The sequence below is a fragment of the Pseudomonas sp. B10(2017) genome, assembly GCF_002113295.1.
Taxonomy (GTDB): domain Bacteria; phylum Pseudomonadota; class Gammaproteobacteria; order Pseudomonadales; family Pseudomonadaceae; genus Aquipseudomonas; species Aquipseudomonas pudica.
The window spans coordinates 1-12,606 of the sequence record NZ_NEJU01000010.1 but is presented as its reverse complement, the minus strand read 5'-3'; the positions used below and the strand labels follow the sequence as shown (position 1 = coordinate 12,606).

Genomic DNA, 12,606 nt, shown 5'->3' with positions numbered 1-12,606 from the left:
AGCGGGCGAGCCCGCGAAGAGGCCGGCACAGGCAAACCCGAATGTCTCATTCAGAGCACCAGCCTGCGCATCCGGACATGACCTCCCTCGCCTTCTGCCGCAAAATGCCACCCTGACCAAACCAGGTACCCGGCCCCATGAGCCTGCTGAAAACCGCGCTGCGCGAAAACACCTTCGTCTGCGTCATGGAGTTCGTTCCCAAGCCCTCCGCAGAACGCTTCGCCGCCATGGAGGCGATCCTGGCCCGTGCGCACCTGTGCGGATGGCCGATGACCGTGGCCATCGGCGACCGCGTCGGTAGCCCGCTGGACATGTCGCCACTGGACGCCCTCGCCTCGTTCAGCAACCCGGTACCCGCCCTGCCGCATTTCTCTGGCAAGGACCGCGAACGCCACCACCTGCTCGCCCAACTGCAACGCATGGATGCCGCCGGCCTCGACCAACTGTTGCTGCTCACCGGCGACCGCCTGCCGGGCCACCAGCCCGGCCAGCGCCCGGTACGCTACCTGGAATCGGTCGCAGCCCTGCAGATCGCCCGCCAGGCCTGCCCGCACTGGCTGCTTGGTGCGGCGCTCAACCCGTTCAAGTACTGCGAGGAAGAAGGCGGCGCCCAATACTTCAAGGCCGAGAAAAAACTGGCGGCAGGCGCCGATTTCCTCACCCTGCAACTGGGTTTCGATGCAGGCAAACACCAGGAAGCGATGCACTGGATGAGCCGCCAGGCCGCACCCAGGCCGATGCTGGCCTGCCTGATGAGCCTCACCCACGGGCGTGCGACGATGCTCGAGCATGTGGCCGGCGTGACCGTCACGCCGTCCATGCGCGACATGCTGGAAGCGGAAGCGGCGAAGTCCAAGGCCTTTGCCTTGGCGCGCAGCGTCGACCGCCTGGCCTTGCAGATCATCGGCGTGAAACTGATGGGCTACGCCGGCGTGCATCTGTCGGGGGTTCACGAACTCAAGCAACTGCTGGCCCTGGAGGCACGCATCGAGCACTGGCAGGCGCAAATCCACACGCTGGAACAATGGGCGCCGGCCTGGCAGGCCAGCTGGCAGATGCCCGGCCTGCCGGCAGTCAGCTTCAGTCCGCCGCAGGCTAGCTGGCGCCAGGGCGAGTCACGGGTCGATGCCTCGTTCAAGGAGAAAGCGCGCTATCACCTGATGCATGGCATGCACTCGCTGCTGTTCAGCCGTCGCAATGGCCTGAGCAAGGCGTTTGGCTGGGCGGTGCGCCAGCCGATGTGGGCTACCCGGCTTGGCGCGCAGGTGCTGCACAAGGTGGAACACGCGGTGAAACGCCCGCTGGTAGGCTGCGACACCTGCGGCCGCTGCCGCCTGGAAGACACCCTGTACATCTGCCCGGAAACCTGCCCCAAGGGCCTGGCCAACGGCCCCTGCGGCGGCACCGCGCTCAACCGCTGCGAGTTCGGCGACCGCGAATGCATCCACAGCGTCAAGTACCGCACCGCCAAGGCGATGCGGCAGACGGAGCTACTGACCGAGCGCCTGATCCCGTGCATCGAGCTCGAGACACGCCACCGCAGTTCATGGCCGCAGTGGTTCCAGGCCCAGACGCCGCGTCAGTTCAGCTCGCAGCCAGCGCCTCGAACCCAGCCCGAATCGTAGCCTCGGGCAGTTCGTCGGCGATGAACACCATCACGCTCTCGCGGGTTTCACCCTCGGCCCACTCGGCGTCCCAGTCGAAGCCATAGAGTTTGAGCACGCCCTGGAACACCAGCTTGCGCGCTTCACCGGCAATATTCAGTACGCCCTTGTAGCGCAACAGTTGCTTGCCGTGGGTTTCCAGCAGTTCGTTCATGAAGTCGCTGAGCCGGTCTATGTCCAGCGCGCTTTCCGTGCGCAGCACCAAGGTGGAGATCCGATCCGGGGTAGCGGGCTTGAGCAGCGGGCGTAGTGCTGGCTTCAAGTTCGCGCCCAGGTCGGGGTTTAGGTTGAAACCACGTACATCCAGCAGCTCGGCCAGGTCGATGCGACCATGCTCGACCACGCGGATCGCAGCCCGCCCATTGATGCGGGCCAGGCGCTCGCGCAAGGCCTCTACCGCAGCGGGCTCGACCAGGTCGGTCTTGCTCAGCAGCAGGCGATCGGCAAAGCCGACCTGGGCCTGGGCAATGGTCTGGGTCAGGTGCAGTTCGGCGTGGGCGGTATCGACCAGGGTGATGATGCCGTCGAGGATATAGCGCTCACGCAGTTCCTCGTCGATGAAAAAGGTCTGTGCCACCGGCGCCGGGTCGGCCAGGCCGGTGCATTCGATTACCAGGCGGTCGAAGGCGATCTCGCCGGCATCCAGGCGTTCGAGCAGCAGGTACAAGGCGCGGGTCAGGTCGCCATGGATGCTGCAGCACACGCAGCCATTGGCCAAAGTCATCACCTGCACCGGCTCGTCGCCCAGCAGCTGGCTGTCGATGCCGGCCTCGCTGAATTCGTTTTCGATCACGGCGATCTTCAGGCCGTGCTCGGCCTTGAGCATGTGCTTGAGCAAGGTGGTCTTGCCGGCACCGAGGAAGCCAGTGAGTACGGTTACGGGAATAGGCGTCTGCACGCAGAACATCTCCTGTGCGGAAAAAACACTGGCCTCATCGCCGGCAAGCCAGCTCCCACAGATACCGCACAGACCTTGAGGCCTGTGGAGTACCTGTGGGAGCCGGCTTGCCGGCGATGAGGCCGGGACAGGTTAACGCTTGTGGCTCAACAGCACTTGGGCCCGGACTTGCCGCCGTAACGCGCTTCCTGGCGTTCGCGGAAGAACTCCTCGTACGTCATGACCGGCTTGTCCGGGTGCTTGGTCTGCATGTGCTCGACGTAGTTGTCGTAGTCGGGCATGCCGACCATCAGGCGGGCGGCCTGCCCCAGGTACTTACCCAGTCGACCCAGGTCGTTGAACATTGCAGCAGTCCTCTCAAGCGTCAGGCAGGGCCTGGAACGGGGTTTCCTTGTCGGTGCGCTCCTTGCGGCCGAGGGCGGCGAAGCCGACCTTTACAGCGAAGAACAGCACGCTGAACACCACCACCAAGAACAGCACGGTCAGGCCGGCGTTGGTGTAGGCGTTGAAGATCACGTGCTGCATCTGCCCGATGTCCTTGGCCGGGGCCAGTACCTGGCCAGCGTCCAGTGCGGTGCTGTACTTCTTGGCCAGGGCCAGGAAGCCGACTGCCGGGTTCGGGTCGAACAGCTTGATCAGGCCTGCGGTGGTGGTGCAGATCAGCAGCCACACGGCCGGTAGCAGGGTGACCCAGACGTAGCGCTGGCGCTTCATCTTGATCAGCACCACGGTGCCGAGCATCAGGGCGATACCGGCCAGCATCTGGTTGGAGATGCCGAACAGCGGCCACAGGGTGTTGATGCCACCCAGCGGGTCGATCACGCCCTGGTACAGCAGGTAGCCCCACAGGGCCACGCAGCCGGCAGTACCGATCAGGTTGGCAGTCCACGACTCGGTGCGCTTGAGCGCCGGTACGAAGCTGCCCAGCAGGTCCTGCAGCATGAAGCGCCCGGCACGGGTGCCGGCGTCCACTGCGGTGAGGATGAACAGCGCCTCGAACAGGATCGCGAAGTGGTACCAGAAGGCCATGGTATTTTCACCTGGCAGCACCTGGTGCAGGATCTGCGCGATACCCACGGCGAGTGTCGGCGCACCACCAGCACGGGCCAGCACGGTGTGCTCGCCAATGTCGCGGGCGGTGGCCTCGAGCTGCTCAGGGGTGATCAGGAAGCCCCAGCTGCTCACCGTTTGCGCAACCGACGCCACATCGGCACCGACCACCGCGGCCGGGCTGTTCATGGCGAAGTACACGCCTGGCTCGATCACCGAGGCGGCGACCATGGCCATGATGGCAACGAACGATTCCATCAGCATGCCGCCGTAGCCGATGTAGCGGGCGTTGGTTTCGTTGTCCAGCAGCTTTGGCGTGGTCCCCGAGGAAATCAGCGCGTGGAAGCCGGATACCGCGCCACAGGCAATGGTGATGAACAGGAACGGGAACAGGGTGCCTTTCCACACAGGGCCGGTGCCGTCGGTGAACTGGGTCAGCGCCGGCATCTTCAACTCGGGCGCGATGATCAGGATACCGATGGCCAGGCCGACGATGGTGCCGATCTTGAGGAAGGTCGAAAGATAGTCACGTGGCGCAAGTACCAGCCATACCGGCAGTACCGCGGCGACGAAGCCATAACCCACAAGCATCCAGGTGATCTGCACGCCGGTGAAGGTGAACGCCGGGCCCCAGGTCGGGTCCGCGGCAATCTGGCCCCCCAGCCAGATCGAAGCCAGCAGCAGCACCACGCCGATGACCGAGATCTCACCGATATGGCCCGGGCGGATGTAGCGCATGTAGATGCCCATGAACATCGCGATCGGGATGGTCGCCATCACCGTGAACATGCCCCACGGGCTTTCGGCCAGGGCCTTGACCACGATCAGTGCCAGCACCGCGAGGATGATGATCATGATCAGGAAGCAGCCGAACAGGGCGATGGTGCCCGGAATGCGGCCCATTTCCTCACGTACCATGTCGCCCAGCGAACGGCCGTTGCGGCGGGTGGACAGGAACAGGACCATGAAGTCCTGCACCGCGCCAGCCAGCACCACGCCGGCGATCAGCCACAGCGTGCCGGGCAGGTAGCCCATCTGCGCGGCGAGCACCGGGCCGACCAGGGGCCCTGCGCCAGCGATGGCGGCGAAGTGGTGGCCGAAGAGGATGTGTTTGTTGGTCGGGACGTAGTCCAGGCCGTCGTTGTTGAGCACCGCCGGGGTGGCACGGCGTGGGTCGAGCTGCATCACCTTGGTGGCGATGAACAGGCTGTAGTAGCGATAGGCGACCAGGTAGATGGCCACTGCCGCGACCACGATCCACAAGGCATTGATCGCCTCGCCGCGACGCAGGGCAACCACACCCAGCGCACAGGCTCCTATGACTGCCAGCGCCAGCCACGGAATGTGGCGTAGCAGGCTATTATTGTTGTTCATGGTTTGCTTCCAGCTGGTGGATTGGAAAAGACCGCCCATCGAGTCTAGGGCGAGTCATCGCGCATTGCCACACTTGCTTTGGTCTAGAGCCTCTGCGGCCAGATTGCGGTACCTGATGTACATACCACTCTAACTATAGTCAGGATGACACCTGAGGACCTACGCGAGGATCTACCCCATGAGCGATCACGACGAACGCCGCCGTTTCCAGCGCATCGACTTCGACGCCCCCACCGAGCTGCGCCAGGGCGTGCAACGCTGGCCTGCCAAGCTGCTGGACCTTTCACTCAAAGGTTTGCTGATCGAACGCCCGGCAAATTGGGATGCCGACCTGACCCAGGATTTCGATGCCATCATTCACCTGGCCCCCGATGCACGGGTAGAGATGCAGGTTGAACTGCGTCATGAGGAGACGGACCGCCTGGGCTTCATCTGCCTGTACATCGACGTCGAGTCGATGACCCATCTGCACCGTCTTGTGGAATTGAACGTGGCCGACAGCACCGAAATGATGCGTGAGCTGCGCGAACTCATCGAATAATGAAATCTCTTAGCTAGCTAATGGCCTCCCCGCCTTGTGTTTCCTGTCTACCCAGACAGCTTTAAGCCTGGGTAGCAGCGTTTTGTACACACCCCTCTAGCACAGCATCTGACAAGTTGGTACGCCTTCTGCATTGGGTTCTCGCACACCTTGCGGGCGCTCTTGTGCGCGCTCCGATCAAAATATTGTATACAATTCTTGTGGCAATCATTTGTAGGAAGTGTCTACAGTAGCACCACAACAATAAACAGAGAGCCTGCTCCATGACTACGTCCCCTAGCACGTCTCCCGCCAAGCGCCCCGAGGATGAAAACCTCGGCCTTGGTGCCAACCTGGCCTATGGTCTGCAGCATGTGCTGACCATGTACGGGGGGATCGTCGCGGTACCCCTGATCCTGGGGCAGGCCGCGGGCCTGAACGGTGCCGAAATCGGCATGCTGATCGCCGCTTCGTTGTTTGCCGGTGGCCTGGCCACCCTGCTGCAGACCCTCGGCCTGCCGTTCTTCGGCTGCCAGTTGCCGCTGGTGCAGGGCGTTTCGTTCGCCGGCGTGGCAACCATGGGTGCGATCCTCAGCAGCGAGGGCGGCGGCGGCCTGCCGGGCGTGCTCGGGGCGGTCATGGCAGCGTCGCTGATCGGCTTTCTGATCACCCCGGTGTTCTCGCGCATTACCAAGTTCTTCCCGCCGCTGGTCACCGGCATCGTCATCACCACCATTGGCCTGACCCTGATGCCCGTGGCCGCTCGCTGGGTGATGGGTGGCAATAGCGCCTCGCCGGAATTCGGCAGCGTGGCCAACATCGGCCTGGCGGCCCTGACCTTCGCCATCGTGTTGCTGCTGAGCAAACTGGGCAGCGCGGCGATCTCGCGCCTGTCGATCCTGCTGGCCATGGTGGTCGGCACGCTGATCGCCTGGGCGCTGGGCATGGCTGACTTCAGCAAGGTCACTGAAGGCCCAATGTTCGCCTTCCCCACGCCGTTCCATTTCGGCATGCCGGAATTCCACATCGCCGCGATCCTGTCGATGTGCATCGTGATCATGGTGACCCTGGTGGAGACCTCGGCCGACATCCTCGCCGTGGGTGAGATCATCGACACCAAGGTCGATTCCAAGCGCCTTGGCAACGGCCTGCGCGCCGACATGGCATCGAGCATCCTGGCGCCGGTCTTCGGCTCGTTCACCCAGAGCGCGTTCGCCCAGAACGTCGGCCTGGTAGCCGTGACCGGGGTCAAGAGCCGCTACGTGGTGGCCACCGGTGGCGTGATCCTGGTGGTGCTCGGCCTGCTGCCGATCATGGGCCGGGTGATTGCCGCGGTCCCGACTCCGGTACTAGGTGGCGCGGGCATCGTGCTGTTCGGCACCGTGGCGGCCAGCGGTATCCGCACCCTGTCCAAGGTCAGCTACAAGAACAACGTCAACCTGATCATCGTCGCCGCCTCGCTGGGCTTCGGCATGATCCCGATTGCCGCACCGACCTTCTACCACCACTTCCCGAACTGGTTCGAGACCATCTTCCACTCGGGCATCAGCTCGGCGGCGATCATGGCCATTCTGCTGAACCTGATCTTCAACCACTTCACCGCCGGCAACTCAGACCAGCAGTCGGTGTTTGCCGCCGCGTACGAGCGCACCATCCAGTACTCGGACATTTCAGCGCTGCGTGATGGCGACTACTTCAAGGATGGCAAGCTGTTCGATGCCGAGGGTAATGAAGTGCCGATGCTGGAAATGGACGAGCATGGCAATGAAACGGTCAGGCGCAGTGCGGTTGCCGAGCATTGACTGTTGACTGAGCGGTGAGGTGGGGGGCCGATACGCATCGTCGGCCCCTTTTTCGTTTTGCCTGTACCGGCCCTTTCGCGGGTAAACCCGCGCCCACAGGGTTTGCGCAATCCTGAAGCTGATGCGGTACCTGTGGGAGCGGGTTCACCCGCGAAGAGGCCGGTACAGACCACGAATTATTCGAACAGCGCGTCCAGGGCCTGCTCCAGCCGGGTAACGGCAATCACCTGCAACCCCGCCGGCGGCTCTTTCGGCGCATTGCCCTTGGGCACGATGGCCCGCTTGAAACCATGCTTGGCGGCTTCCTTCAAACGCTCCTGGCCACTGGGCACCGGCCGCACCTCGCCGGACAGGCCGATCTCGCCAAACACCAGCAGGCCATGGGCCAGGGGCCGGTTGCGCAGGCTGGACATCACCGCCGCAAGCAGCGCCAGGTCCGAGGCGGTTTCCAGCACCTTCACCCCGCCCACCACGTTGAGGAACACGTCCTGGTCATGGGTGGGAATACCGCCGTGACGGTGCAGCACTGCCAGCAACATGGCCAGGCGGTTCTGGTCCAGGCCCAGGGTCACGCGGCGCGGGTTTGCCAGGTGGCTGTCGTCGACCAGCGCCTGCACCTCCACCAGCATCGGCCGGGTGCCCTCCCAGGTCGCCATCACCACGCTGCCCGATACTTCCTCCTGGGTGCGGTTGAGGAAGATCGCCGAGGGGTTGGACACCTCCTTCAGGCCACGGTCGGTCATGCCGAACACACCCAGCTCGTTGACCGCGCCAAAGCGGTTCTTCACCGCCCGCAGCAGGCGCAGGCGGCCATCGGACTCGCCTTCGAAATACAGTACGGTGTCGACCATGTGCTCGAGTACCCGCGGGCCGGCCAGCGAGCCTTCCTTGGTCACGTGGCCGACCAGGAAGATCGCCGTGCCGCTCTGCTTGGCGTAGCGCACCAGCAACGCAGTGCTTTCGCGCACCTGGGCCACGCCGCCGGGTGCCGATTGCAGTTGCTCGGTGAAAATGGTCTGGATCGAGTCGATCACCATGACCCGGGGCTTCTCGACACGGGCCGTGGCGATGATGGTCTCGATGCAGGTTTCGGTCATCACCTTGAGCTGGTCCTGGGGCAGGCCCAGGCGCCGGGAGCGCATGGCCACCTGCTGCTGCGACTCCTCGCCGGTGACATACAGCGCCGGCATGCCCGTGGCAATGTTGCACAAGGTCTGCAACAGGATGGTCGACTTGCCGATACCGGGGTCACCACCAATCAACACCACCGAGCCATCCACCAGTCCACCGCCCAGCACGCGGTCCAGTTCGGTGCTGCTGGTGGTGAAACGCGGGATTTCCTCGACGCTGACTTCGGCCAGGGTCTTGATCTGCGCCTGCTGCCCGGTCCAGCCGGCACGGCCACTACTGGGCGCAGCGGCACCGCCGCTTTCGATCATGGTCTCGACCAGGGTGTTCCAGGCCCCGCATTCGCCACATTGCCCGGCCCATTTGGGAAAGGTCGCACCGCATTCGGTGCAGCCATACAAGCGCTTGGCTTTGGCCATGGGGTGAGGTCTCCTGGAAAAAACCGCCATGATAGCCGAGCCGGACGTGCCTCGAGCGCCTCGGGATGCGACAAACTATTCGTTCTAACGGTAGTCAGAAACCCTGAGCACAACGCATGAAGCGTTTAAGTGGCTTACAATGCGTAGACCTTACCTTTTGTTACAAGGAACTAAACATGGGCATGATCAGTGAGTTCAAGGCCTTCGCGGTCAAAGGCAATGTCGTCGACATGGCGGTTGGTATCATCATCGGCGCGGCCTTCGGCAAGATCGTCTCGTCTTTCGTCGGTGACGTAATCATGCCGCCACTGGGCCTGTTGATCGGTGGCGTGGACTTCAGCGATCTGGCAATTACCCTGAAGGCTGCCGAAGGTGACGTTCCGGCGGTGGTGCTGGCGTATGGCAAGTTCATTCAGACCGTGATCGACTTCCTGATCGTGGCCTTTGCCATCTTCATGGGGGTGAAGGCGATCAACCGGCTCAAGCGTGAAGAGGCTGTTGCGCCGACTGCCCCGCCTGTGCCGACTGCAGAAGAGACCTTGCTGACCGAGATCCGCGACTTGCTCAAGGCGCAGAACCAGAACCGCTTGCCTTGAGGTCATGCAGGAAACGCTGCGGGAGCGGGTACGCCCGCTCTCACAACGGCCACAATGGCCTTACCAGTAGTTTTCCACCGCCACCTGCCCAGGCCGCTTGCTCAGGCTTAACTGCAGGTCCCGCGCTTTCAGCACCTTGCGTGTTTCGTCAATCATCTCCGGGTTGCCACACAGCATCACCCGCGAATGCTCCGGCGACAATTCCAGACCCGCCGCCTTTTCCAGCTCGCCGTTCTCGATCAGCGTGGTGATACGCTGGTTCAACGCCCCCGGATGCTGCTCCCGGGTCACTACCGGAATGAACTGCAACTTGCCAGCGAATTCGGCCAGGTAATCGCGCTGCTCCAGCCCGGCGATCTCATCCACATAGGCCAGCTCTTTCGCTTCGCGCACCGAATACACCAGCTTGATGTTGTCGAAACGCTCCCAGGCCTCGAAGTCCTGCAGGATCGACATGAACGGCGCGATGCCAGTACCGGTCGCCAGCAACCAAAGGTCGCGACCACCAACGAAGCGATCAAGGGTGAGGAAGCCGAAGGCCTGGCGGTCGATCAGCAGGGTATCGCCTGCCCCCAGTCGGCTCAGCTCGCTGGTGAACTCCCCGCCTGGCACCACGATGGAGAAAAAGTCGAGGTGCTCGTCATGAGGCGCGCTGACCATGGAATAGGCGCGCCACACCACGCTGCCATCCGCCTTGGTCACGCCCAGGCGGGCAAACTGGCCGGATCGAAAGCGGAACCCTGCATCGCGCGTAACCCGCAGGCTGAAGAGGTTCGGCGTGAGTGGCTGAACATCGAGCAGGGTCTGGCGGGTGAACTTTTCGGCGCTAGCGGTCATATCGGGCTCCAGGTTTGGCGTGCGCACAGTGTCGCGCAAAGTGGCGCGGATAAAAACCACTGCTTTGTAGGGCCTCATCCACGGCGATCCTGCCGAAGTCGCATCGGTTCCTGACCGCTATAACAAAAAAATCTCAGCACATTGGTAGGTCCTTTCCTACAATCATCCGGGCACCCAAACGGACTGGACCTGCGGCTCAAGGAGTGTTTCAGATGCGCCACTGGAAACCCGACTATCTTCGTGCGTTCGCCGGCGAACGCTGCCCAGAGAAGTTGTTCGGCATGGCCGTGCATATGGCGCAGGATCTGGGCATGGAGTACCTGGGGCTGAACATTCGCATCCAGATCGCTACGCAAACACCCCACCTGTTCCTGTACAGCAACTACCCCCATGAATGGATCGAGCGCTACCAGCGCGATGACCTCTACAAGCAGGATTCGGCTGCCAATGCGAGCCACGGCTCGACCATGCCGGTGCTGTGGACCGATGAACTGTACCGCGAGGTTCCGCAGTTTCGTAAAGCTGCCTGTCAGAACGGCTTGCGCCATGGCTGGACGCAGTCATTGCACGACCAGCAGCACAACGAAAGCCAGATAAGCGTAGCCAGGTCCAGAAAGTCCATCAGTATCGCCGAACTCTACAGAAAGGCCGGCAGTGTGCAGTGGCTTTGTCATACCCTGCATGAGGTGATCAGCGCACATCACCTCACAGCACTATGCCCGCCGCAGCCGAAGTTGAGTGAGCGGGAACTGGAAGTGCTGAGATGGTCGGCCGCAGGCAAGACCGCCCTCGATTGCGCCAAGATCCTGTCAGTGTCGCAAAGCACGATAAACTTCCACATCCGCAGTGTCATTACCAAGACCAACGCCGCCAACAAAGCTGGCGCCGTCGCCATCGCCATCATGCGTGGCTGGATCTGACCGTCAAACCTGCGACCTTGGGCAAAGCCCTGTAGAATCGCCCGGCAAAGCCCGGGGCGAACCGCAACGGGCAGTTTCGTACCCGAGCCAGACGCCATGCCCCTGTTGACCACCCCATACGCCGAACTCGACCTGATCCGCCAGCCGGAACAGGCCAACGACCCACTGCAGGCTTTCGATGCCGCCGACGAGTACCTGCTTGCGCAGCTGCACGAACAGGCCCCACGGGCCGAGTGCCGGGTGCTGGTGCTCAATGACAGCTTCGGCGCCCTGGCCGCCAGCCTGGCGGGCAAGCTGCAGGTAGTCAGCAGTGGCGATTCGCACCTGGCGCACCTGGCCCTGGAAAAGAACCTGGCACGCAACGGCCTGCCATTTGACAGTGTGCCGTTCGTGCCGGCCAGCGAACACTGGCAAGGCCCGTTCGACCGGGTGCTGGTGCGCGTGCCCAAGACCTTGGCCCTGCTCGAAGAACAACTGATTCGCCTGCAAGGCCACCTGGCGCCCGGTGCGCAGGTGATTGCCGGGGCGATGATCAAGCACCTGCCAAGGGCGGCCGGTGACCTCATGGAGAAGTACATCGGCCCGGTGCAAGCCTCGCTGGCGCAGAAAAAGGCCCGCTTGCTGACCGCGACGGTAGCCGAGCGGCCGGTCGCCCGCTCGCCCTACCCTAGCCGCTACCGCCTCGACGCGCCGGCGCTGGAGCTGGAGCTGCTCAACCATGCCAACGTGTTCTGCCGTGAGGGGTTGGATATCGGCACGCGGGCATTCCTGCCGCACCTGCCCCGCGAACTGGGCCGCGCGCGGGTGGCGGACCTGGGCTGCGGCAACGGGGTATTGGCGATCGCCAGCGCCCTGGCCAACCCGGATGCCCAGTACACTCTGGTCGACGAGTCGTACATGGCGGTGCAATCGGCGCGCGAGAACTGGCAGGCCGCGCTGGGCGAACGCCCGGCAGTGTTCGAGGCAGCCGATGGGTTGGCGGGGTTGGAGAAGCAGTCGCTGGACGTGGTGCTGTGCAACCCGCCGTTCCACCAGCAGCAGGTGGTGGGTGACTTCCTCGCCTGGCGGATGTTCCAGCAGGCGCGTGAGGCGTTGGTGGTAGGCGGTGCGCTGTATATCGTGGGTAACCGGCACCTGGGCTATCACAGCAAGCTGGCGCGGTTGTTCCGGGGGGTGGAGCAGGTGGCGGCTACGCCCAAGTTCGTCATCCTTAAAGCCCGTAAGTAAGCCTGTTCTGGCCCTATCGCCGGCAAGCCAGCTTGTGTCTTGAGAGGGGATTAGAATCTGAAGTGAGAGCGGTGAATGGCAAGCTGAATGCCAGAGGTGCCTTGAGCACGTGTGGGAGCACAAGCTGCCATTCACCGTTCCACTTTGGCGAGAGCCCGAACAGTTGGATGA

General features: G+C 63.0%; 11 protein-coding genes. 6 read left to right on the top strand and 5 right to left on the bottom strand.

Going from position 1 to position 12,606, the window contains the following annotated elements:
* Positions 1 to 137 precede the first annotated feature (137 nt).
* Entirely contained in the window at positions 138 to 1,625 is a 1,488-nt protein-coding gene (locus tag CAF92_RS13880; RefSeq protein ID WP_085601154.1) for a methylenetetrahydrofolate reductase C-terminal domain-containing protein, read from the top strand.
* Here the strand turns inward: CAF92_RS13880 and yjiA are convergent.
* The 3 genes from yjiA to CAF92_RS13865 all read right to left on the bottom strand — a co-directional run bounded on the left by yjiA (position 1,585) and on the right by CAF92_RS13865 (position 4,986).
* Positions 1,585 to 2,562: a GTPase gene (gene yjiA / locus CAF92_RS13875; protein WP_046616385.1), complete on the bottom strand. Its 978-nt coding sequence runs from the start codon at positions 2,560 to 2,562 to the stop codon at positions 1,585 to 1,587. The two genes, CAF92_RS13880 and yjiA, sit on opposite strands and share 41 nt — an antisense overlap.
* A gap of 146 nt (positions 2,563 to 2,708) precedes the next feature.
* Entirely contained in the window at positions 2,709 to 2,906 is a 198-nt protein-coding gene (locus CAF92_RS13870) for a YbdD/YjiX family protein (protein WP_013974210.1), read from the bottom strand.
* Positions 2,907 to 2,919: 13 nt separating this feature from the next.
* A complete protein-coding gene (locus tag CAF92_RS13865; RefSeq protein WP_024087740.1) occupies positions 2,920 to 4,986 on the bottom strand; it encodes a carbon starvation CstA family protein in 2,067 nt (688 codons plus the stop codon).
* A 178-nt stretch (positions 4,987 to 5,164) separates the two neighbouring features.
* On the opposite strand from CAF92_RS13865, the gene CAF92_RS13860 reads away from it, so the two are divergent.
* Positions 5,165 to 5,527, top strand: coding sequence for a PilZ domain-containing protein (locus CAF92_RS13860; RefSeq protein WP_085601153.1), 363 nt, complete (start codon positions 5,165 to 5,167; stop codon positions 5,525 to 5,527).
* A gap of 263 nt (positions 5,528 to 5,790) precedes the next feature.
* Positions 5,791 to 7,308: a nucleobase:cation symporter-2 family protein gene (locus tag CAF92_RS13855; protein ID WP_046616352.1), complete on the top strand. Its 1,518-nt coding sequence runs from the start codon at positions 5,791 to 5,793 to the stop codon at positions 7,306 to 7,308.
* A 176-nt stretch (positions 7,309 to 7,484) separates the two neighbouring features.
* Here CAF92_RS13855 and radA read toward each other — a convergent pair whose 3' ends face one another.
* Positions 7,485 to 8,855: a DNA repair protein RadA gene (gene radA, locus CAF92_RS13850; protein ID WP_085601152.1), complete on the bottom strand. Its 1,371-nt coding sequence runs from the start codon at positions 8,853 to 8,855 to the stop codon at positions 7,485 to 7,487.
* Positions 8,856 to 9,031: 176 nt separating this feature from the next.
* On the opposite strand from radA, the gene mscL reads away from it, so the two are divergent.
* Entirely contained in the window at positions 9,032 to 9,451 is a 420-nt protein-coding gene (mscL, locus tag CAF92_RS13845) for a large-conductance mechanosensitive channel protein MscL (protein ID WP_085601151.1), read from the top strand.
* A gap of 60 nt (positions 9,452 to 9,511) precedes the next feature.
* On the opposite strand, the gene CAF92_RS13840 is transcribed toward mscL, so the two are convergent.
* The gene (locus CAF92_RS13840; RefSeq protein WP_046616355.1) at positions 9,512 to 10,288 is read right to left on the bottom strand and encodes a ferredoxin--NADP reductase; all 777 of its coding nucleotides are present in this window, start codon (positions 10,286 to 10,288) and stop codon (positions 9,512 to 9,514) included.
* Positions 10,289 to 10,500: 212 nt separating this feature from the next.
* Here CAF92_RS13840 and CAF92_RS13835 point away from each other — a divergent pair, with 212 nt between their 5' ends.
* Positions 10,501 to 11,208: an autoinducer binding domain-containing protein gene (locus CAF92_RS13835; protein WP_085601150.1), complete on the top strand. Its 708-nt coding sequence runs from the start codon at positions 10,501 to 10,503 to the stop codon at positions 11,206 to 11,208.
* A 96-nt stretch (positions 11,209 to 11,304) separates the two neighbouring features.
* Complete coding sequence (locus CAF92_RS13830; protein ID WP_046616357.1) at positions 11,305 to 12,435, top strand: methyltransferase; 1,131 nt, start codon at positions 11,305 to 11,307, stop codon at positions 12,433 to 12,435.
* Positions 12,436 to 12,606: the final 171 nt, after the last annotated feature.

What these genes read in the sequence shown, in the direction of transcription:
- CAF92_RS13880 (WP_085601154.1), top strand. Translation starts at nt 138, where the DNA reads ATGAGCCTGCTGAAAACCGCGCTGCGCGAAAACACCTTCGTCTGCGTC.
- CAF92_RS13855 (WP_046616352.1), top strand. Translation starts at nt 5,791, where the DNA reads ATGACTACGTCCCCTAGCACGTCTCCCGCCAAGCGCCCCGAGGATGAA.
- CAF92_RS13870 (WP_013974210.1), bottom strand. Translation starts at nt 2,906, where the DNA reads ATGTTCAACGACCTGGGTCGACTGGGTAAGTACCTGGGGCAGGCCGCC.
- CAF92_RS13830 (WP_046616357.1), top strand. Translation starts at nt 11,305, where the DNA reads ATGCCCCTGTTGACCACCCCATACGCCGAACTCGACCTGATCCGCCAG.
- radA (WP_085601152.1), bottom strand. Translation starts at nt 8,855, where the DNA reads ATGGCCAAAGCCAAGCGCTTGTATGGCTGCACCGAATGCGGTGCGACC.
- mscL (WP_085601151.1), top strand. Translation starts at nt 9,032, where the DNA reads ATGGGCATGATCAGTGAGTTCAAGGCCTTCGCGGTCAAAGGCAATGTC.
- CAF92_RS13865 (WP_024087740.1), bottom strand. Translation starts at nt 4,986, where the DNA reads ATGAACAACAATAATAGCCTGCTACGCCACATTCCGTGGCTGGCGCTG.
- CAF92_RS13860 (WP_085601153.1), top strand. Translation starts at nt 5,165, where the DNA reads ATGAGCGATCACGACGAACGCCGCCGTTTCCAGCGCATCGACTTCGAC.
- CAF92_RS13840 (WP_046616355.1), bottom strand. Translation starts at nt 10,288, where the DNA reads ATGACCGCTAGCGCCGAAAAGTTCACCCGCCAGACCCTGCTCGATGTT.
- CAF92_RS13835 (WP_085601150.1), top strand. Translation starts at nt 10,501, where the DNA reads ATGCGCCACTGGAAACCCGACTATCTTCGTGCGTTCGCCGGCGAACGC.